Raw genomic sequence first — 24,851 nt, forward strand, 5'->3', positions numbered from 1 at the left:
CTCTTGCCACCGTCACTAGAACCTGTTCTACTCGATCTCGTGACTCTGGGGAACACCGAAGTACTGTCCGCACCGCTGCGGATGCAATTCGACTACACCCGCTCCACCGGTCCGACCATCGGGCGCTTCCTCACGGAATTGCGTGCCGGCAAGGTCGTCGGGGTGCGGGGTTCCGATGGGCGCGTGATCGTGCCGCCCGCGGAATACGATCCGAAGACCGCCGAACCGCTGACGGAATTCGTCGACGTCTCCGACGTCGGCACCGTGCAGACCTGGTCCTGGGTGGCCGAGCCGCTCCCGAGCCAGCCGTTCGACCGGCCCTTCGCCTACGCGCTGATCAAGCTGGACGGCGCGGACACCGCCATCCTGCACGCGGTGGATGTGGCGAGCCCCGCTGACATCAGCACCGGCATGCGCGTGCGGGCCCGCTGGGCGGCCGAGCGCACCGGCGACATCCACGACATCGTGGCCTTCGAACCGGGCGAGACCTCCGCTCCGGCAACGGCGTCCACCGCCGACGCGGAGCCGGTCACCGGCATCGTGACCCCGATCGACTTCTCGGTCAAGCACACCGCCGCGCCGCAGGAAGCCGTCTTCCTGAAGGGCCTGATGGAGGGCAAGCTGCTGGGCGCCCGCGCGAAGCTGGACGGCAAGGTGTACTTCCCGCCGCGCGGCGCCGACCCGCGCGACGGCTCGCCGACCGACGACTTCGTCGAGGTGTCCGACAAGGGCATCGTGACCACCTTCTGCATCGTGAACGTGCCGTTCATGGGCCAGCGCCTGAAGCCGCCGTACGTGGCCGCCTACGTGCTGCTCGACGGCGCGGACATTCCCTTCCTGCACCTGGTGCTCGGCGTCGAAGCGAGCGAGGTCCGGATGGGCATGCGAATCGAGGCGGTGTGGAAGCCGCGCGAGGAGTGGGGCCTGTCCATGGCCAATATCGACCACTTCCGGCCGACCGGCGAACCCGACGCCGACTACGACAGCTTCGCGCACCACCTGTAGAGAGGCGCTGAAATACCTTGAGTAACACAGCAACCGACATCGCGGTGGTGGGCTTCGCCCACGCGCCGCACGTGCCGGAGACCTTCGGCACCACCAATGGCGTGGAAATGCTCGCGCCCTGCTTCGACGAGCTCAAGCAGAAGCTCGGCGTCGGCGTGTCCGATATCGACTTCTGGTGCTCCGGCTCCTCGGATTACCTTGCCGGACGGGCCTTCTCGTTCATCTCGGCGATCGACTCCATCGGCGCGGTGCCGCCGATCAACGAGTCGCACGTGGAGATGGACGCGGCCTGGGCGCTGTACGAGGCGTGGGTGAAACTCCGCTCCGGACAGGCGCAGACCGCGCTGGTCTACGGCTTCGGCAAGTCTTCGGCCGGTACCCTGCGCCAGATCCTGGGTCTGCAGACCGACCCGTACCTGGTCGCGCCGCTGGGCGTGGACTCGCTGTCGATGGCCGGCCTGCAGGCCCGCGCGGGCCTGGACGCGGGCCGCTGGACCGAGGCCGACATGGCCGCGGTGGCCGCCCGCACCACCGGCGGTGACATCGACAAGCTGCTGGCCGCGCCGAAGATCAACGATCCGCTGCGCGCCCATGACATCGCCCCCATCACCGATGGCGCGGCCGCCATCGTGCTGGCCGTCGGCGACCGGGCCCGCGAACTGTGCGAGCGTCCGGCCTGGCTGACCGGCATGGCGCACTACATCGACTCCCCCGTGCTGGGCGCCCGCGACCTCACCGTCTCGGAGTCCGCGGCCAAGGCTGCGAACGCCGTAACCGGCGGCGACGCAAGCGGTTTCGATGTGGCCGAGCTGCACGCGCAGTTCAGTCACGAGGAGCTGATCCTGAAGCAGGCCATCGGCCTGAACGGGGACACCCGGATCAACCCGTCCGGCGGCGCGCTGTCGGGCAACCCCATGTTCGCGGCCGGACTGGAGCGCATCGGCTTCGCCGCCCGCGAAATCATCAATGGCACCGCGAATCGCGCACTGGCGCATGCCGCCAGCGGCCCCGCGTTGCAGCAGAACCTGGTGGCCACCCTGGAGGCACGTTCATGAGCTACGCAGCTGCCGTCCTCGGCACCGGACAGACCCATCACGTGACCAAACGGTCCGATGTATCGATGGCCGGAATGATCCGCGAGGCCATCGACCGGGCTCTCACGGACTCCGGCCTGACCATGGCCGATATCGACGCCGTGGTCATCGGCAAGGCCCCCGACTTCTTCGAGGGCTCCATGATGCCGGAGCTGTTCCTCTCGGACGCGCTGGGCGCCACCGGAAAGCCGCTGCTCCGGGTGCACACCGCCGGTTCCGTCGGCGGTTCCACCGCGGTGGTCGCGGCCAACCAGGTCCAGGCCGGCGTGCACCGCCGGGTGCTGGCCGTGGCGTGGGAGAAGCAGTCCGAGTCCAACGCCATGTGGGCGCTGTCGAACCCGGTGCCGTTCACCATGCCGGTCGGCGCGGGCGCGGGCGGCTACTTCGCCCCGCACGTGCGCGCCTACATCCGCCGCTCCAACGCCCCGCTGCACGTGGGCGCCATGGTCGCGGTGAAGGACCGCCGCAACGGCGCACGGAACCCGTTCGCGCACCTGCACCAGCCCGACATCAGCGTGGAATCGGTGATGGCGTCCCAGATGCTGTGGGACCCCATCCGTTTCGACGAGACCTGCCCGTCCTCGGACGGCGCCTGCGCCATCGTGATCGGTGACGAGGAATCGGCCAAGGCCGTGGAGGCGCAGGGCAAGAAGGTCGCGTGGGTGCACGGCACCGCCATGCGCACCGAGCCGCTCGCCTACGCGGGCCGCGACCAGGTGAACCCGAAGGCCGGTCAGGCCGCCGCGGCGGCGCTGTGGAAGCAGGCCGGGATCACCAACCCGCTCGAGGAGATCGACGCGGCCGAGATCTACGTCCCGTTCTCGTGGTTCGAGCCCATGTGGCTGGAGAACCTGGGCTTCATGCCCGAGGGCGAGGGCTGGAAGCTCACCGACGCCGGCGAGACCGCCATCGGCGGGAAGCTGCCGGTCAACCCGTCGGGCGGCGTGCTGTCCTCCAACCCGATCGGCGCGTCGGGCATGATCCGTTTCGCCGAGGCCGCCAAGCAGGTCATGGGCCGCGCGGGCGACTACCAGGTGGAGAACGCGCGCAAGGCCTTCGGCCACGCGTACGGCGGTGGCTCGCAGTACTTCTCGATGTGGGTCGTCGGGAGCGAGCAGCGATGACCACCACCACCGAACACCCCGCGCGGGTGGCGGGCGCGGCCTCGCAGGCCGCGGTGCGCGCCAAGGACAAGGACGCCTGGGTGGCGCTGTTCGCCGCCGACGGCATCGTGGAGGATCCCGTCGGCCCGTCCTTCTTCGATCCCGAGGGCGTGGGACACCGTGGCGCGGAAGCGATCGCGGCGTTCTGGGACAAGGCGATCGCCCAGACCGAGTCGATCGAGTTCCTCTTCGACGACTCGTTCGCGTGCGGGCGTGAGGTGGCCTATACCGGCCGCATCCGCACCACCATGGGCGGGCACATCATCGATGCCGAAGGCGTCTTCACCTACAAGGTGGACGAGGACGGCAAGATCCTTGCCCTGCGCGCGTTCTGGGAAACCGACCGGGCCATGGCGACGACGAAGAAGGCCTAGCGCCTCGAAAACCGAAGCGGGCGACTGGATTCATCCAGTCGCCCGCTTCTCTTTGTCTCCGCCCTGAGGAGTGAGAGGGGTGCAGGGCGGATCAAACCATCAGTGCCTCAGTGCTTTACAGGGCAGCCGCCCTTGTAATCCACCTGGAACTCCTTGATGCCGTTCAGCCAGCCCGAGCGCAGGCGCTTGGGGTCGCCCAGCTTGGAGATGTCGGGCATGTGGTCGGCGATGGCGTTGAAGATGATCTCGATCTCGAGTCGAGCCAGGTTCGCGCCGATGCAGAAGTGCGCGCCGGTACCGCCGAAGGACAGGTGCGGGTTCGGGTCACGCAGGATGTTGAAGGTGTACGGGTCCTCGAACACCTCTTCGTCGAAGTTGGCCGAGCGGTAGGACAGGATGACCCGCTGGCCCTTCTTGATCTCCACGCCGCCGACCTCGACGTCCTCGAGCGCGGTGCGCTGGAAGGAGCTGACGGGGGTGGCCCAGCGGATGATCTCGTCGGCGGCGGTCTTGGGCCGCTCCTTCTTGAAGAGCTCCCACTGGTCGGGGTTCTCCATGAAGGCGATCATGCCGTGGGTGGTGGCGTTGCGGGTGGTCTCGTTGCCCGCGACGGCCAGCATCATGACGAAGAAGCCGAATTCCTCGGGCAGCAGCGCCTCGCCGTCCATGTCGGCGTTGATCAGCTGGGTGACGATGTCGTCGGCCGGGCAGGCGCGGCGGGCTTCGGCCATCTGGTACGAGTAGCCGAGGATCTCGGTGGAGGCGACCACCGGGTCGGCGTTCGATTCCGGATCGTCGTAGCTGGTCATGTCGTTGGACCACTGGAAGAGCTTCATGCGGTCTTCCTGCGGCACACCGATCAGCTCGGCGATGGCCTGCAGCGGCAGCTCGGCGGCCACCTGCTCCACGAAGTCGCCGTTGCCGGACTCGACGGCGGCCTTCACGATGGACTGCGCGCGGGCGGTCAGCTCGGCGCGCAGGCCGTTGATGACGCGCGGCGTGAAGCCCTTGGAGATGATCTTGCGGAGCTTGGTGTGCTCCGGGGCGTCCTTGTTCAGCAGAACGAAACGCTGCAGATCGATCTGCTCACGGGTGATGTCATCCTGGAACCGCGGGATGGCGGTGTTCTCATAGGTGGAGAACACGTCGTCGCGGCGCGAGACGGTCTTCACATCGGCATGCTTGGACAGCACCCAGAAGCCGTCGTCGGTGAACCCACCGACGTCCGGCGACTTCGGGTTCCACCAGATAGGCGCGGTTTTGCGCAGTTCGGCAAGCTCTTCGGCCGGCACTCGCTTCGCCCAAATTTCGGGGTCGGTGACGTCGAATCCATCCGGCACTCCGGGCCGGGCTGCAGTGTCAACCACCAGCAGTCTCCTTTGACCAACTGAAACACGTTCTACCGCTATTGAAGCACAGGGGGTAGAACAAGAGAAGGGACTAGGTAATAGTCCGGAACAGACTTACGTTACTGGTCGTGAACTCGTTGCAGTTCTGATCCGGAAGGAAAGACAATGGGTACTCCCGTCATCGTCGAGGCCGCGCGCACCCCGATCGGCAAGCGCAACGGCTGGCTCGCCGGCCTGCACGCCGCCGAGCTGCTCGGCGCCGCACAGCAGGGCGTGCTCGAGCGCGCGGAGCTGAACCCGGCTCTGGTCGAGCAGGTCGTCGGCGGCTGCGTCATGCAGGTGGGCGAGCAGGGCAACAACGTCACCCGCACCGCCTGGCTGCACGCCGGACTGCCGTGGCAGACCGGCGCCGTCACCATCGACAACCAGTGCGGTTCCGCGCAGCAGGCCGCGGGCATGGTGGCCGGCCTGATCGCCACCGGCGCCATCGAGGTCGGCATGGCCTGCGGCATCGAGTCCATGAGCCATGTTCCGTTGGGCGCCAACGTCGGAACGCACGCCGGGCCGCGCCGCCCCGCGTCGTGGGACATCGACATGCCCAACCAGTTCGAGGCCGCCGAGCGAATCGCCAAGCGGCGCGGCATCACTCGTGACGACGTCGAGGAGCTGGGCGTGCGTTCGCAGCGGCTGGCCGCGCAGGCGTGGGCCGAGGGCCGCTTCGACCGCGAGGTGCTGACCATCAAGAACGCCCCGCAGGTCGACAAGGAGGGCAACCTCACCGGCGAGTTCGCCGACATCAGCAAGGACCAGGGCCTGCGCGCGACCGACCGCGAGGGCCTGGCGAAGCTGAAGCCGGTGCTGGAGGGCGGAATTCACACCGCCGGTACGTCCTCGCAGATCTCCGACGGGGCCGCCGCCGTGCTGCTGATGGACGAAAAGGCCGCGCAGCGTGAGGGTTTGCGTCCGCGCGCCCGCATCGTCTCGCAGTGCCTGGTCGGTGGCGAGCCGGAATTCCACCTCGACGGACCCGTGCAGGCGTGCGAGCGGCTGCTCGAGCGTTCCGGCATGAGCATCTCCGATATCGACTTGTTCGAGATCAATGAGGCTTTCGCTTCCGTGGTGCTGTCGTGGGCCTCGGTGCACAAGCCGGATTTCGATCGCGTGAATGTCAATGGCGGTGCGATCGCGCTGGGCCACCCGGTCGGCAGCACCGGATCCCGCTTGATCACAACGGCTTTGCACGAGCTGGAGCGCACCGACAAGAGCACCGCCATGATCCTGATGTGCTGCGGCGGGGCCCTCGCGACGGGCACGATCATCGAACGGATCTAGTCCCTCAATGATTTTCGGCCAGGTTGAACGTTCATCCGTCCTGCCGCGAGACGTGGCGTACGCCACACAAAATCCGGTACAGACAAGAAGATGATCCGTCAGCTATCTTATGGCTACCCGTGGCCCGTCCGGGAAGACCCCCGCGACGGGCCAGAACCGGGGCTCTTAAGCCCTTGGCAAGAACCGTGGGGTTGGCCCGCAAACGCCCAAGCCACAGTGGGTGAACCGGATCACCGCCTAGAAGCTTCAAGGAAATCGCGAATCAGGCGTAGGTTTTCAGTTACTGAGCCGCTAATATCAATGATACGTATCCGAGATAACGACTGTTAGTACAGCGAAGGGAATTGGGCGGCTCACAATGGCTGATTTCGCGGCGCGGCTGAACAAGCTGTTCGAAACCGTGCATCCCCCGGGGCGTAAGCCGCACACGAACGCAGAGGTGGCAGCCGCTTTGACGGCATCCGGCCACCCGATCTCGAAACCGTATCTGTCGCAGTTGCGGTCGGGACAGCGCACGAACCCGTCGGATGAGACGGTGGCTGCTCTGGCAAAGTTCTTCAAGGTCAAACCGGACTACTTCTTCAACGACATCTACGCGGCGAAGATCGATCACGATCTCGAGCTGCTGTCCCAGCTGCAGGGCTATGGACTCCGTCGTCTGTCGAGCAGGGCGTTCGACCTGTCCGAAGAATCTCAGAATCTCCTCACGTCTATGGCGGAGAAGTTGCGGGCAAGCGAAGGTTTGCCCGAAATTCCTCCGGATGGCACGGAATAAGCACTGCCACAGAGCAACACAGTGCGGCTAGCTCGGAGGCCGCACTGTGTTGGTTTGTTACAGGGCTCGCTCCAGACCGGACATAAGGCGGTCGCCGGTACTGCTTGCAGGGCAGTACCGGCGTCTCCGCCGGACCATGCGGTTCGCGTGAAGGATGTTGCACCGGTCTCAGCGTGCTGAGGCCATGTGGCGCAGACCCCTGCGCTGGTGCAGTATGCACAAAACTGGCATAACGCCGTCCAGGTGCACCCGGATGGCCGAATCAGTTGTTTTGTGCACTATGTCGTTTTGTGCACTGTGAGTGTTTCGCCCCATTGCACCAACCGCGACAAGCAAGAGTGACAACTTCAAGTGACAAGCAAAGTCCCGTACCACGCACGGCGGGTTCGATGAGACGAAACCTCGGATACGAAGTCTCACCGAGAAGGCCCGACGGAATGCCGCGCCCATGGCAATCACGCGAGGTACGGGACTTGCGCATTTGCGACAAGATCACAAATCGGTCGGTGATCTCCGCGTGATCAACTTCGAGGCCCTTCCGGACGGTAATGCCCGCCCGCCTCGAAAGGTAATGGAAGAGTAAATGTCTACCGTTTGGCGGACCCCGGAACCGCGGCCCGCGCCGGTGCCGCGTCATAGGCGCGGGCGATGGCCTGCACCCAGCCGCGCGGGCTGACACCCGCGGGCGGCGAGATCCAGCGGCCGTCGATCACCGCCTCGCCGAACGGATTCCGCGCCCACTCGGCCACCCGCCGCGCCCGCTCGGCCACCGAGGCCGGCGGCTGACCGGCCGCGGCCAGCTCCACACCGCCGCCGGACTGCAGGTAGAGCGCGTCCATGATCTGCGCGACCTGGTCCGAGGCCTTGAGCTGGGTGCCCGAACCGGTCTGTTCGTGCGCCACCACCTCCGGGAACCGTGCGATCAGCACCCGGTGCAGGGTGCGAATCTGCTTGAGCAGCACCCGCGCCCGCCACCACAGCTCGATCACGATCCACACCGCGCCGATGGCGATGAGCAGCGCCGCGATCTGCCAGATCGGCCAGAACCAGCCCGCGTCACCCGGATTCGGCACGGGCTCGTCGTTCACCTCGCGGCGAATCGACAGGGCCGCCAGCAAGCCGACCACCCCGGTGCCGGTCGTGTACAGCGCGATGCCGCGGCCGAGGGTGGTCCAATCCAGGTTGCGCACACCGGTGATCACGATGAACACGCACTCCACCAGCACGATCGCCCAACCGAAGGTCACCGACCAGAGCAGGGTCAGCAGCATGGCGAGCGCGCCGCCGCCGTAGATCATCATGGCGATCTGGCGCAGATTGCGACGCGACACCACCGGCCACGCGGCCGACGCCACCACCGAGGTGGCGGTGGCGAACATGATCCACGCCGCCGTCACCACCCGATCGCCCAGCCACAGACCATGGACTCCGTTCGGTATCAGATGGTCCACGGCCAGACCGATTTCCGGCACCCCGACCGTCGCGGCCAAGGCCACCGCGGCCACCGCGATCACGATCGCGACCCGAGCCGTGGTCGCCGGTTTCACCAGCACGCGCCCGACGCGCGCGCCCGAGGCCATCCACACCAGCATGGCCACCAACCAGAAGGTCATGCCGCATCCTCCTTCGGATGCCCGAGGGGCCCTACGTGGTTACGCAAGCTGCCTCCTCCGGGCCCTGACTCGGTCATCCGAGCGCCTCATCGAATCGAAGGACCGAGACGCCAGCGCCCCGGCTGTTGAACACCCGCAGGCGGGTCATCAGCATGCTCGCGAAAGTCTCCGCCTCCCATTCGCACTGCTCGTCGTCGCCCAGATCGATGGCCTTCTGATGCGCGCGCTGGCTGAGCATGTAGGCGATCAGATCGTCGCTGGCCTCCAGCACCACTTCGGTCGCCGCCTCGCCCGGATGGTCGAAGACGATGTGGCCGAGCTCGTGCGCGAGGGTGTGCTCGCGGCTGGGCAGCGCCTGCGCCAGCACGATCACGTCCCGGTCCGGATAGCTGCGGCGCTGGCCGCACACGCCCGGACCCAGTGTGGCGCTGGCGATCTCGATCGGCCGCCGCCGCTCGGCGGAGATGGCGAGCACCACCTCGTCCAGGTCGGTGGCGTCGAAGTCGGCCGCCACCGCGCACACCGCGTCCACCGCGGCGGCCACCCGGCGGTAGGACCCGATGCTATGAGCCTTGCTCTCGGTCATCGCGGTCCCCTCATGCCCTCGGTCCGAAGAATGCCGCACGCGCGGCGTCGACCCGGCCCTGCGCCGCGGACGCGCTCTGGAAACTGACCGCACCCGACCCGGCGCCAGCCAGCGCCATGGCGATCACGCCGCCGATCACCGACAGCGGCTTCCACGGCGGCAGCGGCGAATTGTGCGAGGTCGGCTTCACATCCGGATCCGGTTGCGCCAGAACGGGAGCGGGCTTCGGCGCGGGCGGCGCGGGTGCGGCCGGCGCGGCTTCGGGCTCGGGCAGCGCGGCCACCGGGGCCACCACCGCGGGCAGCGCCGGGACCGCCGGCGGCTGCGGAATCTCCAGCGGCACCGGCGGCGCCGCGGGCGCGGCGGGCGGCGGAATCAGCAACAGCAGCAGCGGTGAGGCGCAGATGGCGGCGGAACCGAAGCCCGCCGAACCCAGGGCCGCGGAACCGATGGCCGCCGAACCGAGCTCGGCCGAACCCGCTCCGAGGCCTCCGACACTGGCAGAACCGAGGGCAGCGGAACCGGCACCGGACGAACCGCCGGCCGCCGAACCCACCCCGGAGCCCGCGCCGGCCGAACCGGCCGCCGAACCCATGCCGGCCGAACCCGCACCCGCGCCGAGGCCGGCGCCCAGCCCGGCCGAACCGGCGAGCGCGGAACCCACTCCGGCAGAACCGATTCCGGCGGAACCGACGGCCGCGGAACCGGTGCACAGGGCGGCCAATCCGGCCGAGCCGACGACCGCGGAACCGACCGCGGCGGAACCCGTTGCGGCCGAGCCGGTGCCGAGCAGTAGCGCCAGCAGCGCGGAGCCGGTGCCGACGCCCGCCGAGCCGACGCCCGCCGAGCCGAGGCCCAGCGCCAATCCGGTGCCCAGTCCGGCCGAACCGACGGCGGCGGATCCGGTGCCCAGCACAGCCGAGCCGGTGGCGGCGCCCGCGGAACCGGTGCCCGCCACGGTGGAACCCAATCCCGCTCCGGCGGAACCGGTTACGGCCGAACCGCTACCGAGCGCCGCCGAACCGGTGCCGCCCAGCACGGCGCCCAGGCCCGCGGAGCCGACCGCGGCCGAGCCGACGCCCAGTCCGGCCGAGCCGGTACCGAGGCCGAGCAGAATGGAGAGCAGATCCTGGGGCCCGGCCACCGGGGCGGCGGGCACGGCCACGGCTTGCGACTGCGGAGCCCCGGGCAGCGACTGCGGGGCGGCGGACCGGGGCTGCGCCGGATCCTGCCCGGCGGGTGCGGGGTCGAGTGGGATGCCCGGCTGCGCGTCAGCGGCAGCGGGCCCGAGCAGTGCCGAACCGGTGACAGCCGCTATCACTGCCACCAGTCGCATTGCACGATCCACGATCATGCGACAGCCATCCCCTCATCGATACCGCGCACTTGGCTTCTCTCCGCACCAGGGGTGCGGAATCCCGATCCGCGACAGTCGGTTCGGGACAGGTTTCGAGCTCACACTGTCGCCCCGATTGCCGGACTGTTGCGGAACGCGGCCATCGTACCGGTCGCTACCTGATTCCGCACAAGTCCCGATCGCATTAGGGGTGCTCACAAACCGTACGCCTGCGCATACCCCCGCGTAGCCAATATCACCAAGCGCCCCAGGCCAATTGACCCGAACCGGTGCCCCACCCCCACACCTCACCGCCGAATCCTGGCGACCGAGAGGTTTCACCGCCGTTCAGATTGCCGACAATTCAGACAGATCGCAGCAACCATCGAAACGCCGATCGCCGGACCCCCTAACGCGCGAAGCCGCCCCCGGGCGAGAGGTTCCGGGAGCGGCTCGGTGCGCCGGACATGCGGCGCGCAATGGATCCGATGGTGTGCGGATCCGGAGTGCGCGGCCGGGCTGTGGTGGCCGCGCACGTCGGGGGCGTCAGGCCGAAGTCGTGACGCGGTACTTGTTGAGGCTGTCGATGCGCTCGACGGCCTCGGTGATGATGCTGTCCATCAGGTCCGCCACGCTCGGCAGATCCTCGATGATGCCCGCGACCTGACCCGAGGCGAGCACACCGGCTTCGGTGTTGCCCTCCACCAGACCGGCCTTCAGGTACATGGCGGTGTTCGCGCCCATGATGACCTGCGACCAGGTGAGATCCTTGTGCTTGCGGGTGTTGAGGCCCTCCTTGGCCAGCGTCGTCCACTTCATGCCGGTCATCGACTTGAACTTGGCGGCGTTGACCAGCGCGGCGTACAGGCCACGGATGTTGCCCGAGTGCTCGAGCTTCTCGACCAGCTCGGTCTTGAGCACGCGGTGCGGCATGCCGTCGACCTTGAGCGAGACCACGGTGTCCTGCAGACCGCGCTTGAGGTACTCCTGCTTCACCGAATCCGGCACGCTGGAGTCCTGGGTCAGCAGGAAACGGGTGCCCATGGCGACACCGGCCGCGCCGTAGGACAGCGCGGCGGCCAGGCCGCGGCCGTCGAAGAAGCCGCCACCGGCGACCACCGGGATGTCGACGGCGTCCAGGACGGACGGCAGCAGCAGGGTGGTCGCGACGGAACCGGTGTGGCCACCGCCCTCGCCGCCCTGCACGATCACCGCGTCCGCACCCCAGGAGGCGACCTTCACCGCGTGCTTCGCCGCGCCGATGGACGGCATCACGACGACGCCGTTGTCCTTCAGCTTCGCGATCAGCTCCTTCTTGGGAGCCAGCGCGAACGAGGCCACCTTCACGCCGTCGCGGATCATCATGTCGATGCGGTCCGGGGCGTCCGACAGGTCGGCGCGGATGTTCACGCCGAAGGGCTTGTCGGTCTTGGCCTTGGTCTTGGCGATGGCCACCTCGAGCTCGTCGAGGTCCATGGTGGCCGAGGCCAGGATGCCGAGGCCGCCCGCGTTGGCGGTGGCCGCGACCAGACCGGGTCCGGCGACCCAGCCCATACCGGTCTGCACGACCGGGTGCTCGATGCCGACCAGTTCGGTCAGCGGCGTCTTCAAACGCTGGGCGGTCATGCCGTCACTTCCTTCTCGCGGAAACCCTTCGGGTCCAGCACGGTCCGGATGATGGTGAGCTCTTCCTCGGTCGGCAGCCGGGTCTCGCCCGCCTCGGCCAGACCCGCGACCTCGAAGGAAGTGTTCTCCGCGACCTCGTCCGCGGTCACACCGGGGTGCAGCGACAGCGCGCGCAGGGTGTGGTCCGGGCCGCCGAAGTCGAACACGCCCAGGTTCGAGACCACCCGGTGCAGGTGGTGGAACCGGTAGGCCGGGTTCTCGGGATCGATCTTGTCGTAGCCGATGCCGGAGACGATGTCGACCTGGTCCACGAACACCCGCTTGTTGTGCTTGGGCACGAAGTAGCTGGTGGCGTGGTTGATGGTGTTGCCCGGCGCGCCGCGCACACCGAACATCTGGCGGGTCGGCTGCTGCAACGGGCCGAAGGCCGAGAGGTTCTGGTTGCCGAAGCGGTCGATCTGGTTCGCGCCCATAACCACATGGCGGCGACCGGACTGCACCACGTCGAACACCTTGGAGAACGGGAACCAGCCCTCGAGCGGAGCCTGGCCGCCGATCGGCGGGACCTCGGCGAACAGCCGCGCCTCACCGTCGGAGAGCACCAGGTCGGGCTCGAAGGTGAGCCGCGCCAGCCGCGCGCCGATGGTGGTGACGGTGGACATCGGGGAGGCCACGATCTCGCCCGCGCCCCGGAAGATCTCGGCGGACGCGACGACACAGACCTCGGCCCGCGTGATGGTGGTGGTGTCGCTCATTACTTCTGCTCCTCGGCGAAAGCCTTGACGGCATCCTGGTATTCGGCCTCGGACACGTCCAGGTAGCGGGCCTTGAACTCGGCCCACGACTCGGGGGTCTTGGCTGCCTCGACATAGTGGCGCTGGAACTTCTCGTCGCGGCCGTAGCTGCCGGAGAAAGTGAAGTGCGCGCCGCCGGGGGCCTCGACCACACCGTCGACCATCAGGCGGTTGAGGATGAGCGACTGGAGCGGAACGGCTTTCACCAGTTCGTCGGTCTCGACCAGACGATCGACCGAGAGGTAGCGCTTCTCGGCGGCGAGGGCGTACAGGTCGTCCATGTACGGGTCGATGCCGGTGTAGGCGGCATTGCCGTGCTTGTCACCCAGGTCCAGGTGCATGAACGCGGCGTCGAGGTTCAGCGCGGGCATGGCGATGAGGGTCTCGGTCTTGCCGTCGGTCTCGTAAGGCGACTGAACAGTCTTCAGCTCGCCCTCCCAGAAATCGACCACGGCCGAACCCAATCCGGCGCGGATCGGCAGGAACGGCAGGCGGGCACCGGCGGCCTGGAGACCGCACTTGACCATGCCCTCGTCCATCTCGCGCACGGTGATCGCACCCTCGGTGCGGGCCTTGGCGAACCACGGGTCGTAGAACGGCGCGGAGTCCAGGGACACGAAGCCGTAGTACGCCTTCTTCACCTTGCCCGCCGAGCACAGCAGGCCCAGGTCCGGGCCGCCGTAGGTGACGACGGTCAGATCCTTGATGTCCGAACGCAGGATGGCGCGCACGAACGCCATCGGCTTGCGCCGGGAACCCCAGCCGCCGATGCCGATGGTCATGCCGCTGCGGAGCTCACCGACGACCTCGTCGAGGCTCATTCGCTTGTCGCGCATAGTCATTCGCCCCTTCTACTTTGCTTTTTTCTGAGCGGCCAGGTCGTCGTCGAAGCGCGCCCGGATCTCGTCGGCCACACCGGCGAGGTTCAGCTCCATGGTGAAGCCCTGCTCGAAGCGGTAGGAGCGGTGCACGTCCTGCACGTCGATGCCGTTGAGCGCCTTCTTGGCGGCGCGGATCACGCGGCCGTCCTTGTTGGCGATGTTCTTGGCGACCTCCATGGCGGCGGCGTCCAGTTCGGCGCGCGGCACCACCTTGAAGACCGAGCCGTAGTGGTGCAGCTGCTGCGCGGTCAGGGTGCCCGCGGTGTAGAACATGGTCCGCATCAGGTGCTGGGGGACCAGTCGGGCCAGGTGGGTGGCCGCACCGAGCGCGCCGCGGTCGACCTCGGGGAGGCCGAAGGTCGCGTCGTCGGAGGCGACGATGACGTCGGAGTTTCCGACCAGGCCGATGCCGCCGCCCAGGCAGAAGCCGTTCACGGCGGTGACGACCGGGACCTCACAGTCGTAGATCGCGGCGAACGCGGCGAAGCAGCCGTGGTTCGCGCGGATCAGGGCGGTGTGGCCGGTGTCGGCGTTCATCTCCTTGATGTCCACGCCGGCGTTGAAGCCGCGGCCCTCGGCGCGCAGCACCACGACCCGGGTCTCCGGGTTCTTACCGGCCTGGGTGACGGCGTCGGCCAGGGCGAACCAGCCGTCGGAAGGCAGAGCGTTGACCGGGGCGTAGTCGACAGTGACGACTTCGACGCCCTCGGTTTCGGTGTGACGGTTGATCCCCATCGCGAGTCCCATCGTTGGCAAAACAAGCAAGTGCTTGGTAGGTTAGCACGGTGGGAATCGAAGTAAACCTGTCCGGCTCGGTCGTCTTGGTCACCGGCGGCGTGCGCGGCGTCGGCGCCGGCATCAGCCGGGTGTTCCTGGACGCGGGCGCGACCGTGGTGGCCTGCGCGCGACGGCCCGGCGACACCCCCGTCGAGAGCAATGGCCGCACCATCGACTTCCTGCCGTGCGACGTGCGCGATGTGGATTCGGTGCGCGGGCTCGTCGAGACGATCGTCGAGAAGTACGGGCGTCTGGACACCGTCGTGAACAATGCCGGCGGCGCGCCGTTCGCCCTGGCCGCGGACGCCAGCGCCAACTTCCACTCGAAGATCGTGCAGCTGAATCTGCTCGCGCCGCTGCTGGTTTCGCAGATCGCCAACGAGGTCATGCAGAAGCAGGACACCGGCGGCTCGATCGTGATGATCTCCAGCGTCTCCGGGCACCGGCCCTCGCCGGGCACCGCAGCCTACGGCGCCGCCAAAGCCGGTGTGGACAGCCTGGTTTCGTCGCTCGCGGTGGAGTGGGCGCCCAAGGTCCGGATGAACTCCGTCATCTGCGGCCTGGTCAACACCGAGTCCTCGCACCTGCACTACGGCGACGAGGACGGCATCGCCTCGGTCAGCGCCACGGTGCCCATGGGCCGCATGGCCACCCCCGAGGACATCGGCCGCACCGCCGCCTTCCTGGCCTCCCCGCTCGCGGCCTATGTCACCGGCAGCGCGCTGCTGGTGCACGGCGGCGGCGAGAAGCCCGCCTTCCTGGAAGCCTCCACCGCGGACGTCCCCGCCGTCTCGGGCCACTAGACCGACCGAACACACGAAGAGGTAATCGATATGACGGACAAGAAGATCTGCGACGGCCGCGTCGTCATCGTGACCGGTGCGGGTCAGGGCATCGGCCGCGCGCACGCGCTGGCTTTCGCCGCCGCCGGCGCCAAGGTCGTGGTGAACGACCTGGGTGCCGAGCTCGACGGCACACCCAAGCCGGACTCCGGTGCCGCGAAGGTGGTCGAGGAGATTCGTGCCGCGGGCGGCGAAGCCGTGGTGAACGGTGACGATGTCTCCGATTGGGAGGGTGCGCGTCGTCTGGTCGCCACCGCCATCGAGACCTTCGGCGGTCTGGACGTTCTGGTGAACAACGCCGGTATCGTCCGCGACCGGATGCTGGTCAACCTCGGCGAGGACGAGTGGGACGCGGTCATCAAGGTGCATCTCAAGGGCCACTTCGCCCCGATGCGTCACGCCGCCGAATACTGGCGCAACGAGTCCAAGGCGGGCCGTCAGCCCCAGGCGCGCGTCATCAACACCAGCTCGGGCGCGGGGCTGCTCGGTTCGGTCGGTCAGGGCAACTACTCCGCCGCCAAGGCCGGTATCGCGGGCCTGACCATTACCGCCGCTGCCGAAATGGGTCGCTACGGCATTACCGTGAACGCCATCGCCCCGGCAGCGCGCACCCGCATGACCGAGACCGTGTTCGCCGAGACCATGGCGGCCCCCGAGGACGGCGGCTTCGACGCCATGGCCCCGGAAAACGTCTCCCCCCTGGTGGTTTGGCTGGGTAGCGCCGAGTCCGCCGCCGTCACCGGACGTATGTTCGAGGTAGAGGCCGGCAAGGTCACCGTCATGGACGGCCACCGTCACGGCGTCTCCGTCGATCGCGGTGCCCGCTGGAACCCGGCCGACCTGGGCCCGGTCGTGAACGACCTGCTCGCCAAGGCCGTCGCCCCGGAGCCGGTCTACGGCGCGTAATACGCACCGCCCGAAGCGCTTCGACCGCCGGTACCCGTCTCGATGGGTACCGGCGGTTCGCGTTTCGGACTACTTCTCCTTCTTGCTGATGCCCGCGACCAGGGCGAAGAGGGCGTCCAGCACCGGGGTGGGGGTCAGGGTGGTGGCGACCACCTGGACCTTTCCGGCGAGGCCGGGGATGTAGCGGGCGCTCGGTCGCTTCGCGGTGAGCGCCTTTTCGACCTCCTTGACCACCGACTCGACGGGGGCGGCGATCTTGGGGACCTGCTGGGACATCCGGCGCAGGCCCGCCAGGTGGGCGGCGTAGAGGGTGCGCTGGTCATCGGTGAGGTGGGCGGTGGTGGAGTCGACCATATCCGTCGCGCCGAACCAGAGGTCGGTGGCGATCGGGCCGGGCTCGATCAGCGAGGTGCGGATTCCCCAGGGGCGCAGTTCCATTCGCAGGGCGTCGACCAGGCCCTCGAGCGCGAATTTGGACGCGTTGTAGGCACCGGTGCCGGGGGTGGAGATGCGGCCGGACAGCGAGGAGATGAAGACCACCCGGCCCCGGGTGGCGCGCAGGCGCGGGAGGACGGCCTGGGTGACGGCGACCGCGCCGAAGACATTGACCTCGAACTGGTTTCGGAGCTCCTCCTGGGTGAGCAGCTCCACCGGGCCGTCGACGACGACGCCCGCATTGTTGACCACGGCGGTGAGGTCGGCGGGCAGCACCGCGTCGAGGGCCGCGATCTGGTCGGGGTCGGTGACATCCAGGACGATCGGGGTGATGGCGGGATTCGCGGCGGTCAGGGCCTCGCCGTCGGAGAGCTTGCGGACGCCCGCGTAGACCTGCCAGCCGCGCTGCGCCATCCGCAGGCAGATGGCTTTTCCGATACCGCGGGCCGCTCCGGTGACCAACACAGAATTCATGTGGTCAGCCTAATTCCGTCGTGCCACCATGTGGCGATGGGGAACGTCCTGATTGTCGGAGACCTGCACGGGAACACCGAGCACGCGCTGAAGCTGGTGCGGGTCGCGGCACACCGTGACTGCGCGAAGCTGTTCGCGGTCGGCGACTTCGGCGCCTGGGAACACACGCCCGCCGGGCGGCGGTACTTCGACGTGGTGAACAAGGCGGCCAAGAAAGCCGGGATCACCGTGTACTTCCTCGACGGCAACCACGACAAGACCTCGCTGCTGCACGAGCTCTACGACGAGCAGCGCGACGACGAGGGCTTCCTGATCTGCCGCAAGCACCTGAGGTACGCGCCCCGCGGACACCGCTGGACCTGGGAGGGCACCACCTTCGCCGCGTTCGGCGGGGCCCGCTCCACCGACAAGGGCCGCCGCCTGGCCTGGGAGGAGCGCAAGGCCGCCCAGCTCGACAAGCGCCGCCGCTACGGTTCCTCGAAACGCCCGGATACTGCGGGCACGCTGTGGTTTCCGGAGGAGGAGATGACCGACGACGAGCTGTCCGAGCTGCTCGCGGCCGACAGCTCGCCGGTGGACGTGCTGCTCACCCACGACAAACCCCGTGCCTCGCGACCGAAGTGGAACCGCAAGGACAAGCCCGAGTGCTATCCGAACCAGGACCGCATCCAGACCGTGGTGCGCACCCTGCGGCCGGACCTGCTCTTCCACGGCCACCTGCACGTCCGCTACACCGACACCATCGCCGCCGGTGACGGCGACTGGACCCGGGTGGAGGGCCTGGCCTGCGATCCGGACGCCTCGCAGTACCTGGAGTATTCGACCGACCACACCTGGTATGTCCTGCAACTCCCCTATGCCGGGGCGGACACGGCCGAACCCCGTTCGCTACCCGCCTGATTCGTCGTAGGAGGAGGTGCCCTCGTCCAGCAGCGGCTCCTCCCCCTTGAAATGCGCGGGCGCGAGCACGCGCAGGACGTGATAGCCGGTGATGACGACCAGCGTGCCCAGTGCGATCCCGCTCAGGGTGAAGGTGTCGGTGAACTTCATGCTCACATTGCCGATGCCGATGATCAGGCCCGCCGCGGCCGGGACCAGGTTCAGCGGATTGCGCAGATCGACCCGGGCATTGGTCCAGATCTGCGCGCCGAGCAGGCCGATCATGCCGTAGAGGATGACGGTGATCCCGCCCAGCACACCGCCGGGGATGGCCGCGACGATGGCCCCGAACTTGGGGCACAGGCCGAACAGCAGGGCGAAGAACGCGGCGGCCCAGTACGCGGCCGTGGAGTACACCCGGGTGGCAGCCATGACCCCGATGTTCTCGGAGTAGGTGGTGTTGGGCGGGCCGCCGACCGCGGTGGACAGCATGGAGGCCGCGCCGTCCGCGGCGATGGCGGTGCCGAGTTTGTCGTCGAGGTCGCGGCCGGTCATCTCGCCGACCGCCTTCACGTGGCCGGCGTTCTCGGCGACCAGCGCGATCACCACGGGCAGTGCCACCAGGACCGCCGACCACTGGAAGGCCGGGGCATGAAAGCTGGGCAGTCCGATCCAATCCGCCTGGGCCACACCGGAAAGATCGAGCCGCCAGTGGTCGGTGACCTTGCCGCTGCCGTCGGCGGAGTGGATCCGCCCGAACACCCGGTCCAGCAGCCAGGACAGCCCGTACCCGAACACCAGGCCGAGGAAGATGGCGATGCGCGCGAAGAAGCCGCGCAGCGCCACCACCGCCAGCCCGGTGAACAGCATGACCAGCAGCGCGGTCCACTGGTCCTGCGGCCAGTAGGTCGCGGCGGTCACCGGGGCCAGGTTGAAGCCGATCAGCATGACCACCGCGCCGGTCACCACCGGCGGCATGGCGGCGTGGATGACGCGCGCGCCGAAGCGCTGCACGGCCAGGCCGATCAGGAACAGCGCGGCCCCCACCACCAGGCAGGCCCCGGTAACCGTGGCGCTACTGCCGCCCTGCGCCCGGATCACCGCGGCCACGCCGACGAACGACAGTGAGCAGCCCAGATAGCTGGGCACCCGGCCGCGAGTGGCCAGCAGGAACAGGGCGGTCGCGACGCCCGACATCATGATGGCGAGGTTGGGATCCAGGCCCATCAGGACCGGCGCGACGAAGCTCGCGCCGAACATGGCCACCACGTGCTGCGCGCCGAGGCCGAAGGTGCGCGGCCAGGACAGCCGCTCATCGGGCCGTACTACGGCTCCCGGTGCGGGCGTGCGACCGTCGCCGTGCACCGTCCAGCGGACACCCAAATCCATGAACTGCCCGCTTTCTCCCGAAGGTCCGAAATGCGTCCGCGGCCATCATAATCCGAGCAAACTTCCAGTTCACAACCCCACGCGGCCGGGGCCGATGCCGGGCACGTGGGCTTCAAGATCACCAATGCCCGGATTCACGGCCTGGACCCGCTCCGGAGACAATGCCCCGCAACCTTCACCGTCGCGGGTCCACGCCGTAGCGCCGCCCGATGTCGACGGGCAGCGCGTACGGATTCGGAGCCTCCGCCGAGCCGGATCCGGAAATATTCTGTGAGACACAGATATTCGACGGCTCCACGGCGGCGGGTAGCCATCGGCGCAGGGCCGCGGCCACGGCCGGATCGGCGGTGAACTCGCGGCGCAGTGCGGCGACCCGCTCCCGCGCTCGCGCGTACGCGCGCTCGTGTGCCCGCGTAACCGACTGTGCCATACCGGAATCCGGTAACACCAGGGTGGTGATCCGGCCGTCGAACGCCACCTCGACGCGCACGCCGCCCACCGCGGCGCGGGCGCGGACCCGCTCGACGGCGTCCTGGACGCGCCGGGCCAGGCGCGCCACCTCCTCGAACCGAGCATCCACCGAATTCGGCATGGGGAAAGCCTAGGAGGGATCGATGAGATGCCGTGCGGCATCGAGAACTTCGCGCACTCGGCCGTCAGGGCAGCACGCGAATCCGCTGCATCATGTCGTGATCGGCGTGATCGAGGTTGTGGCAGTGCCAGACATAGCCGCGCACCTCCGCGGCCTCCGCCATCCCGGCGGGCATGGTCATGTCCGCGTCCGCGTGCGGCGCCACCACCTCCGCGCCCGGCGGCCCCGGGATGACGGCATCCGGATCGAACCCGAGTTCCGCCACCGACGGCCACCGCACCAGCACCCGGGTGATGGTGTCGGTCGGACACTCGACGGTGTCCTTCCAGCCGACTTCCCAAGGCGGCGGGCCTTGTTCGGGCCCCAGGGCGAAGGCGTCGGCCGATGGCGCCCAGCGGGTGCCGAACCTGGGCGGGTAGTTGGCGGCGATGTAGGCGGAGGTCAGGATGGGCTGGCGGCCGATCACCCGCAGCCGGGCCAGGTGCAGGTGGATGGGGTGGTCGAAGGGCGTGGTGTTGACGATGTCCCACCGCTCGGTGGTCCCGGCCCGCGCCAGATCGATGTCCGAGCTCAGGAAGGCCAGGTTGTTCAGCGCCATCATGGTCGAGAAGGACACCGGCCGGGAATCGTCGTTGAGGCCCATCAGGGTCACCGTGCGCACCGCGTCCGGCCGGTGGATCGGTTCCAGCGGATCGGGGAGACCCGGACCGCCGCGCAACATCGGCGGGATGTCGGCGGCCGGCCCGTCGCCCGCGCCCGTGAAGCGCATGATCGACCGCAACTCGGGGGCCATGAACACGGTATTGCCGAAATCGTTGAGGGCGGTGTTGATCAGGTCGACGTGCTCCCCGTCCCGAATCCCCCGGAAGTCGACGAGCAGGTCCACCCGCTCCCCCGGGCTCACCCGCACCCCCGGCGCGGTCACCGGCGCGTCGAGCAGCCCCAGGTCACCGCCGATGACGAAGAACGGCTGGGCATTGGAGAACTCGAAGATGTAGGGCCGTGAATTGGATCCGTTGAGCAGCCGAAACCGGTAGACGGTGCGGCGGACCTCCAGCCGCGGCCACGCCGAGCCGTTCACGCAGCACACGTCGCCGAGCTGCCCGGATTGGTTGTAGCCCTGCGGAATATAGGTGGCCACCATGGGTTGCAGGCTGCCGTCGGCATTGAAGGTGCGGTCCTGCACGATGAGCGGGATCTCGAATTCACCGCTGGGCAGGCCGAGCGGATTGTCGTCGCGGCCGGTGTCGAATTCGTCGCGCAGGTAATACATTCCGGCCAGTCCGGCCTGGATGTTCAATCTGGTGATACCCATGGCGTGGTCGTGATACCAGAGGGTGGCCGCCTCCTGCCGATTGCCGTAGGTGAAGGTCGGCCCGTCGCCATTGCGCCAGCCGATCAGCGGATGCCCGTCGGCGCCCGGAGAATTCGCGCCACCGTGCAGATGCACGGTGAAGCGCGGATCGGTGCGATCCGCCTCGGTCACGCCGTGCATGGTGGTGTCCACGTGCGCAGCCAGCACGTGCTCGCCCAGCCGATTGCGAAACCTGATGCACGCCAAGCGATCCCGTACGGCCTCCAGGTTCGGGCCGAGCACCGGCCGCCCGAAGCCCCAGCTGCGGGTTTCGGGGAGGTCGCGGTGGTAGCGGTGGGTCCCCGATATCGCGTCCAATTCTCCTGCCGCCGCGCGTGTTTCAGGGATGGGCAGCCCGTCGACGAAAGGCCGCAACGGCGGCGAGTGATAGTTGAACGGCGTCACCGGGGGCGCCGGAAGAGCCGGCAGCGGCACCGGCGGTGGCGGCAGGGGCGACGGTTCGGCCGCGGCCGAGGCCAGGTAGCCCATGCCCGCGATTCCGAAGGCCCCCAAGAGGAACCCCCGTCGCGGCAGGTTCTCGTTCATCCAGCTCAGCCCCTGGACAATGCCCGACTGTCGACGGGTCCGCCTTCGACGATAACCGAGGGGCCGGGCACGCAATGCCGAAAGCCGCACACCGTAATCCGGTGTGCGGCTTTCGAAACGGTCGAGCGGGACTAGCCCAGGCGCTCGATGATGGTGACGTTGGCGGTGCCGCCACCCTCACAGATGGTGAGCAGACCGTAGCGGCCGTTCACCCGCTCCAGCTCGTTGAGCAGGGTGGAGAACAGCTTGGCGCCGGTCGCGCCCAGCGGGTGGCCCAGCGCGATGGCGCCACCGTTGACGTTCACCTTGTCCGGGTCGGCGCCGGTCTCCTTGATCCAGGCCAGGACGACCGAGGCGAAGGCCTCGTTGATCTCGATGACGTCCATGTCGTGGATGGTGAGGCCGGTCTTCTCCAGGGCCCACTGGGTGGCCGGGATCGGCGCGGTGAGCATGAAGATCGGGTCCGCGCCGCGGGCGCTCACGTGGTGGATGCGGGCGCGCGGGGTCAGGCCGTACTCCTGCACCGCCCACTCCGAGGCGAGCAGGGTGGCGCTGGAGCCGTCGGAGATCTGGCTGGCCAGCGCGGCGGTGATGCGGCTGCCTTCGGCGAGCGGCTGCAGGCCGGCCATCTTCTCCAGGGTGGTCTCGCGCGGGCACTCGTCGATCGAGAACTCGCCGACCGGGATGATCTCGCGGTCGAACTTGCCGTCCACGATGGCCTTGCGGGCGCGGTCGTGGCTGCGCAGCGCCCACTCCTCCATCTCCTGGCGGGAGATGTCCCACTTCTCGGCGATCATGGTGGCCGAATTGAACTGCGACACTTCACCGGTGCCGTAGCGGTGGTCCCAGCCCTGCGCGCCGACGAACGGCGAGTCGAAGCCGTACTGCTGGCCGGCCAGCATGGCCGCGGAGATCGGGATGGCGCTCATGTTCTGCACGCCGCCCGCCACGATCACCTCGGCGGTGCCGGACATGATGGCCTGCGCGCCGAAGGTGATGGCCTGCTGCGAGGAACCGCACTGGCGGTCCACGGTCACACCCGGCACCGACTCGGGGTAACCGGCGGCCAGCCACGAGGAGCGGGCGATATTGCCGGCCTGCGGGCCGATGGTGTCGCAGCAGCCGAACACCACGTCGTCCACGGCGGCCGGGTCCAGGTTGTGGCGCTCGAGCAGGCCCTTGATGGCGGCGGCGCCCAGGTCGGCCGGGTGCACGGCGGACAGCGAGCCGCCCCGCTTGCCGACCGGGGTGCGCACGGCGTCGATCACGTACGCCTCACGCATCGGCGAGTACTGGCGGCGGGACGGTGCTGACATGAAAACTCCTACTGCTCTAGGCGCGCTGGTCGGGGCTGGTGAGCCCGTCGAGAACGATGGTCAGGTACTGCTTGGCGAGGTTGTCCACGGTGATCCGGCCGCCGGGCTGGTACCAGCGCACCGACACCCAGACGGTGTCGCGCAGGAACCGGTAGGCCAGCTCGATGTCCATCTCCGGACGGAAGCTGCCGTCGGCGACGCCCTCGGTCAGCACCTGGTGCCAGAGCTCGCGGAACTCCTTGTTGTATTCGGCGATGTAGTCGAATCGCGGAGTGCCACTGAGGCGTTTGGCTTCGGCCTGGTAGATGGCGACGGCGGCGTGGAACCGGTCGAAGGATTCGTAGGACGCGGTGACCAGGGCCTCGAGGGTGTCGCGCGCGGGCACGCCGGCCGACACGATCTCGCGGTAGCGTCCGAAGAGGTCGTCGAGGAACCCGCGCAGGATTTCGTCCACCATGGCTTCTTTGGAATCGAAGTGGTGGTACAGACTCCCGGATAGAATCCCCGCCGCGTCGGCAATGTCGCGCACCGTGGTGGCACGCAGGCCACGCTCCGCGAATAGGTTCGCGGCGAGGCCGAGCAGCTCGGTGCGACGTGCCGATTTGGAGGGGTCTGGTTGGGTCACCCCGTCAATATACAACCAAGCATTTGCTTGGTCCAGGTGTGCTCCCGGTAACCGCTCCTCAGCGCATCGAGAAGCGCAGGGGTGAGGACACCGACAGGTCGGCCAGCAGACGGTCGCAGATGACAATGGGCGAGATCCCCGCCCGGGCCATGCGCGCCACCAGGGCCAATCGGCGCTCGGGGCTGTCCCATTCGACGGTCAGCGGATCGCGGCCCGGGCCGGCGTCCACGGTGGCCATGACGCGCGGCGGGGCGCCTCCCCGCGCGGGTTCCTCGATCAGCTTCAGCACCATGCCGCGCTGCCACGCGCGGTAGGTCTCCATATCCGCGCCGACCACCAATTTGTCGGTGGCGGCACACAATCCCTGCGCGATCCCGTCGGCGAAGGCCACATGGTCGTAGCGCAGACGGCGGCAGGTCCGGACCACCTCGAGCAGGTCGGCCCGCACCTCGCACAGCAGGGCTGTTCGTTTTCGGCGGCGTTGTTCGGCTTCGGTGTCCAGATGCCCGGCGGCGCGGGACAGACCGAGGCGGCGGGCGCGATCGCGATCGCGAATCATGTCCTGCCGCAACGCGGCACGCGGATCGCGCGTCACGTCGGATTCGTCCACGGCGTGTTGTTCGAGGATCTGCGCCGCTCGCATGGCGGTGGCGCACTCCGAGTCGTGGTCGAGTAATTCCGCACCCAAAGTCAGTGCGGCCAGAACGACATTGTCGAGCCTGCGGCGCGCCAAGACGACCTCGCGCACCAGCTCGAGTTCCATTTCCTCGTGGGCTCGTTCTGGAGGT

The 24,851-nt window shown here is 68.3% G+C and carries 24 protein-coding genes; 9 read left to right on the forward strand and 15 right to left on the reverse strand.

Annotation, left to right across the window (positions count from 1 at the left end; all coding sequences use genetic code 11):
• Positions 1-81: 81 nt before the first annotated feature.
• Genes ACFRAQ_RS31120 through ACFRAQ_RS31135 form a run of 4 tightly spaced genes read left to right on the forward strand, consistent with a single transcriptional unit; the run spans position 82 to position 3,636 of the window.
• Positions 82-1,005 (forward strand): Zn-ribbon domain-containing OB-fold protein, encoded by a 924-nt coding sequence (locus tag ACFRAQ_RS31120; protein ID WP_379106251.1) that lies wholly within the window; start codon positions 82-84, stop codon positions 1,003-1,005.
• Positions 1,006-1,022: 17 nt separating this feature from the next.
• Positions 1,023-2,060 carry a thiolase domain-containing protein gene (locus ACFRAQ_RS31125; RefSeq protein ID WP_357282759.1) on the forward strand — a complete coding sequence of 346 codons (1,038 nt, stop codon included), beginning with the start codon at positions 1,023-1,025 and terminating at the stop codon, positions 2,058-2,060.
• The gene (locus tag ACFRAQ_RS31130) at positions 2,057-3,223 is read left to right on the forward strand and encodes a thiolase domain-containing protein (RefSeq protein ID WP_379105978.1); all 1,167 of its coding nucleotides are present in this window, start codon (positions 2,057-2,059) and stop codon (positions 3,221-3,223) included. The genes ACFRAQ_RS31125 and ACFRAQ_RS31130 overlap by 4 nt, the downstream gene beginning before the upstream one ends.
• A complete protein-coding gene (locus tag ACFRAQ_RS31135; protein WP_379105980.1) occupies positions 3,220-3,636 on the forward strand; it encodes a nuclear transport factor 2 family protein in 417 nt (138 codons plus the stop codon). Before ACFRAQ_RS31130 ends, ACFRAQ_RS31135 begins: the two co-directional genes overlap by 4 nt.
• Positions 3,637-3,743: 107 nt before the next feature.
• Here ACFRAQ_RS31135 and ACFRAQ_RS31140 read toward each other — a convergent pair whose 3' ends face one another.
• The gene (locus ACFRAQ_RS31140) at positions 3,744-5,003 is read right to left on the reverse strand and encodes a cytochrome P450 (RefSeq protein ID WP_379105982.1); all 1,260 of its coding nucleotides are present in this window, start codon (positions 5,001-5,003) and stop codon (positions 3,744-3,746) included.
• 147 nt (positions 5,004-5,150) lie between these two features.
• Between ACFRAQ_RS31140 and ACFRAQ_RS31145 the strand changes: the two genes are divergently transcribed.
• Positions 5,151-6,317 carry a steroid 3-ketoacyl-CoA thiolase gene (locus ACFRAQ_RS31145; protein WP_357282764.1) on the forward strand — a complete coding sequence of 389 codons (1,167 nt, stop codon included), beginning with the start codon at positions 5,151-5,153 and terminating at the stop codon, positions 6,315-6,317.
• 358 nt (positions 6,318-6,675) lie between these two features.
• The gene (locus ACFRAQ_RS31150) at positions 6,676-7,092 is read left to right on the forward strand and encodes a helix-turn-helix domain-containing protein (RefSeq protein WP_011207048.1); all 417 of its coding nucleotides are present in this window, start codon (positions 6,676-6,678) and stop codon (positions 7,090-7,092) included.
• 587 nt (positions 7,093-7,679) lie between these two features.
• On the opposite strand, the gene ACFRAQ_RS31155 is transcribed toward ACFRAQ_RS31150, so the two are convergent.
• The 7 genes from ACFRAQ_RS31155 to ACFRAQ_RS31185 all read right to left on the reverse strand — a co-directional run bounded on the left by ACFRAQ_RS31155 (position 7,680) and on the right by ACFRAQ_RS31185 (position 14,663).
• Positions 7,680-8,705: a hypothetical protein gene (locus ACFRAQ_RS31155; protein ID WP_379105986.1), complete on the reverse strand. Its 1,026-nt coding sequence runs from the start codon at positions 8,703-8,705 to the stop codon at positions 7,680-7,682.
• Between the two features lie 73 nt (positions 8,706-8,778).
• Positions 8,779-9,291 carry an ImmA/IrrE family metallo-endopeptidase gene (locus tag ACFRAQ_RS31160; RefSeq protein ID WP_357089776.1) on the reverse strand — a complete coding sequence of 171 codons (513 nt, stop codon included), beginning with the start codon at positions 9,289-9,291 and terminating at the stop codon, positions 8,779-8,781.
• A gap of 10 nt (positions 9,292-9,301) precedes the next feature.
• Positions 9,302-10,627: a hypothetical protein gene (locus ACFRAQ_RS31165; protein WP_379105988.1), complete on the reverse strand. Its 1,326-nt coding sequence runs from the start codon at positions 10,625-10,627 to the stop codon at positions 9,302-9,304.
• A gap of 546 nt (positions 10,628-11,173) precedes the next feature.
• Entirely contained in the window at positions 11,174-12,253 is a 1,080-nt protein-coding gene (locus ACFRAQ_RS31170; RefSeq protein ID WP_357282770.1) for a nitronate monooxygenase, read from the reverse strand.
• Positions 12,250-13,008, reverse strand: a complete 759-nt coding sequence (locus ACFRAQ_RS31175) for a CoA-transferase subunit beta (RefSeq protein WP_379105990.1) — start codon at positions 13,006-13,008, stop codon at positions 12,250-12,252. The genes ACFRAQ_RS31170 and ACFRAQ_RS31175 overlap by 4 nt, the downstream gene beginning before the upstream one ends.
• A complete protein-coding gene (locus tag ACFRAQ_RS31180; RefSeq protein ID WP_379106253.1) occupies positions 13,008-13,883 on the reverse strand; it encodes a CoA transferase subunit A in 876 nt (291 codons plus the stop codon). The genes ACFRAQ_RS31175 and ACFRAQ_RS31180 overlap by 1 nt, the downstream gene beginning before the upstream one ends.
• Before the next feature lie 15 nt (positions 13,884-13,898).
• Positions 13,899-14,663 carry an enoyl-CoA hydratase family protein gene (locus ACFRAQ_RS31185; protein WP_379105993.1) on the reverse strand — a complete coding sequence of 255 codons (765 nt, stop codon included), beginning with the start codon at positions 14,661-14,663 and terminating at the stop codon, positions 13,899-13,901.
• A gap of 50 nt (positions 14,664-14,713) precedes the next feature.
• Between ACFRAQ_RS31185 and ACFRAQ_RS31190 the strand changes: the two genes are divergently transcribed.
• Both ACFRAQ_RS31190 and ACFRAQ_RS31195 read left to right on the forward strand, forming a co-directional pair.
• Entirely contained in the window at positions 14,714-15,508 is a 795-nt protein-coding gene (locus tag ACFRAQ_RS31190) for an SDR family oxidoreductase (RefSeq protein WP_379105995.1), read from the forward strand.
• 30 nt (positions 15,509-15,538) lie between these two features.
• Positions 15,539-16,453, forward strand: coding sequence for an SDR family oxidoreductase (locus ACFRAQ_RS31195; RefSeq protein ID WP_379105997.1), 915 nt, complete (start codon positions 15,539-15,541; stop codon positions 16,451-16,453).
• Positions 16,454-16,522: 69 nt separating this feature from the next.
• On the opposite strand, the gene ACFRAQ_RS31200 is transcribed toward ACFRAQ_RS31195, so the two are convergent.
• Complete coding sequence (locus tag ACFRAQ_RS31200) at positions 16,523-17,362, reverse strand: SDR family NAD(P)-dependent oxidoreductase (protein WP_379105999.1); 840 nt, start codon at positions 17,360-17,362, stop codon at positions 16,523-16,525.
• A gap of 36 nt (positions 17,363-17,398) precedes the next feature.
• Here ACFRAQ_RS31200 and ACFRAQ_RS31205 point away from each other — a divergent pair, with 36 nt between their 5' ends.
• Entirely contained in the window at positions 17,399-18,262 is an 864-nt protein-coding gene (locus ACFRAQ_RS31205; RefSeq protein ID WP_379106001.1) for a metallophosphoesterase, read from the forward strand.
• Here the strand turns inward: ACFRAQ_RS31205 and ACFRAQ_RS31210 are convergent.
• The 6 genes from ACFRAQ_RS31210 to ACFRAQ_RS31235 form a co-directional block, all read right to left on the reverse strand.
• Positions 18,251-19,630: a uracil-xanthine permease family protein gene (locus ACFRAQ_RS31210; protein WP_379106003.1), complete on the reverse strand. Its 1,380-nt coding sequence runs from the start codon at positions 19,628-19,630 to the stop codon at positions 18,251-18,253. The two genes, ACFRAQ_RS31205 and ACFRAQ_RS31210, sit on opposite strands and share 12 nt — an antisense overlap.
• A 175-nt stretch (positions 19,631-19,805) precedes the next feature.
• Positions 19,806-20,222 (reverse strand): hypothetical protein, encoded by a 417-nt coding sequence (locus tag ACFRAQ_RS31215; RefSeq protein WP_379106007.1) that lies wholly within the window; start codon positions 20,220-20,222, stop codon positions 19,806-19,808.
• A 64-nt stretch (positions 20,223-20,286) separates the two neighbouring features.
• Entirely contained in the window at positions 20,287-22,122 is a 1,836-nt protein-coding gene (locus ACFRAQ_RS31220; protein ID WP_379106009.1) for a multicopper oxidase family protein, read from the reverse strand.
• A gap of 131 nt (positions 22,123-22,253) precedes the next feature.
• A complete protein-coding gene (locus ACFRAQ_RS31225) occupies positions 22,254-23,405 on the reverse strand; it encodes an acetyl-CoA C-acetyltransferase (RefSeq protein ID WP_357089965.1) in 1,152 nt (383 codons plus the stop codon).
• A 49-nt stretch (positions 23,406-23,454) separates the two neighbouring features.
• A complete protein-coding gene (locus ACFRAQ_RS31230) occupies positions 23,455-24,063 on the reverse strand; it encodes a TetR/AcrR family transcriptional regulator (protein WP_379106011.1) in 609 nt (202 codons plus the stop codon).
• A gap of 58 nt (positions 24,064-24,121) precedes the next feature.
• On the reverse strand, positions 24,122-24,826 hold the full coding sequence (locus ACFRAQ_RS31235) for a hypothetical protein (protein ID WP_379106013.1): 705 nt from the start codon (positions 24,824-24,826) through the stop codon (positions 24,122-24,124).
• Between the last annotated feature and the right edge of the window lie 25 nt (positions 24,827-24,851).

Source organism: Nocardia sp. NPDC056611 (assembly GCF_042792755.1).
GTDB lineage: Bacteria > Actinomycetota > Actinomycetes > Mycobacteriales > Mycobacteriaceae > Nocardia.

Bases quoted from the DNA above. Each gene is read 5' to 3' on its own strand.
- ACFRAQ_RS31120 (WP_379106251.1), top strand. From the start codon at position 82: ATGCAATTCGACTACACCCGCTCCACCGGTCCGACCATCGGGCGCTTC.
- ACFRAQ_RS31195 (WP_379105997.1), top strand. From the start codon at position 15,539: ATGACGGACAAGAAGATCTGCGACGGCCGCGTCGTCATCGTGACCGGT.
- ACFRAQ_RS31200 (WP_379105999.1), bottom strand. From the start codon at position 17,362: ATGAATTCTGTGTTGGTCACCGGAGCGGCCCGCGGTATCGGAAAAGCC.
- ACFRAQ_RS31160 (WP_357089776.1), bottom strand. From the start codon at position 9,291: ATGACCGAGAGCAAGGCTCATAGCATCGGGTCCTACCGCCGGGTGGCC.
- ACFRAQ_RS31155 (WP_379105986.1), bottom strand. From the start codon at position 8,705: ATGACCTTCTGGTTGGTGGCCATGCTGGTGTGGATGGCCTCGGGCGCG.
- ACFRAQ_RS31215 (WP_379106007.1), bottom strand. From the start codon at position 20,222: ATGCCGAATTCGGTGGATGCTCGGTTCGAGGAGGTGGCGCGCCTGGCC.
- ACFRAQ_RS31135 (WP_379105980.1), top strand. From the start codon at position 3,220: ATGACCACCACCACCGAACACCCCGCGCGGGTGGCGGGCGCGGCCTCG.
- ACFRAQ_RS31145 (WP_357282764.1), top strand. From the start codon at position 5,151: ATGGGTACTCCCGTCATCGTCGAGGCCGCGCGCACCCCGATCGGCAAG.
- ACFRAQ_RS31130 (WP_379105978.1), top strand. From the start codon at position 2,057: ATGAGCTACGCAGCTGCCGTCCTCGGCACCGGACAGACCCATCACGTG.
- ACFRAQ_RS31220 (WP_379106009.1), bottom strand. From the start codon at position 22,122: ATGAACGAGAACCTGCCGCGACGGGGGTTCCTCTTGGGGGCCTTCGGA.
- ACFRAQ_RS31170 (WP_357282770.1), bottom strand. From the start codon at position 12,253: ATGACCGCCCAGCGTTTGAAGACGCCGCTGACCGAACTGGTCGGCATC.
- ACFRAQ_RS31150 (WP_011207048.1), top strand. From the start codon at position 6,676: ATGGCTGATTTCGCGGCGCGGCTGAACAAGCTGTTCGAAACCGTGCAT.
- ACFRAQ_RS31225 (WP_357089965.1), bottom strand. From the start codon at position 23,405: ATGCGTGAGGCGTACGTGATCGACGCCGTGCGCACCCCGGTCGGCAAG.
- ACFRAQ_RS31235 (WP_379106013.1), bottom strand. From the start codon at position 24,826: ATGGAACTCGAGCTGGTGCGCGAGGTCGTCTTGGCGCGCCGCAGGCTC.
- ACFRAQ_RS31185 (WP_379105993.1), bottom strand. From the start codon at position 14,663: ATGGGGATCAACCGTCACACCGAAACCGAGGGCGTCGAAGTCGTCACT.
- ACFRAQ_RS31180 (WP_379106253.1), bottom strand. From the start codon at position 13,883: ATGCGCGACAAGCGAATGAGCCTCGACGAGGTCGTCGGTGAGCTCCGC.
- ACFRAQ_RS31205 (WP_379106001.1), top strand. From the start codon at position 17,399: ATGGGGAACGTCCTGATTGTCGGAGACCTGCACGGGAACACCGAGCAC.
- ACFRAQ_RS31175 (WP_379105990.1), bottom strand. From the start codon at position 13,008: ATGAGCGACACCACCACCATCACGCGGGCCGAGGTCTGTGTCGTCGCG.
- ACFRAQ_RS31165 (WP_379105988.1), bottom strand. From the start codon at position 10,627: ATGCGACTGGTGGCAGTGATAGCGGCTGTCACCGGTTCGGCACTGCTC.
- ACFRAQ_RS31210 (WP_379106003.1), bottom strand. From the start codon at position 19,630: ATGGATTTGGGTGTCCGCTGGACGGTGCACGGCGACGGTCGCACGCCC.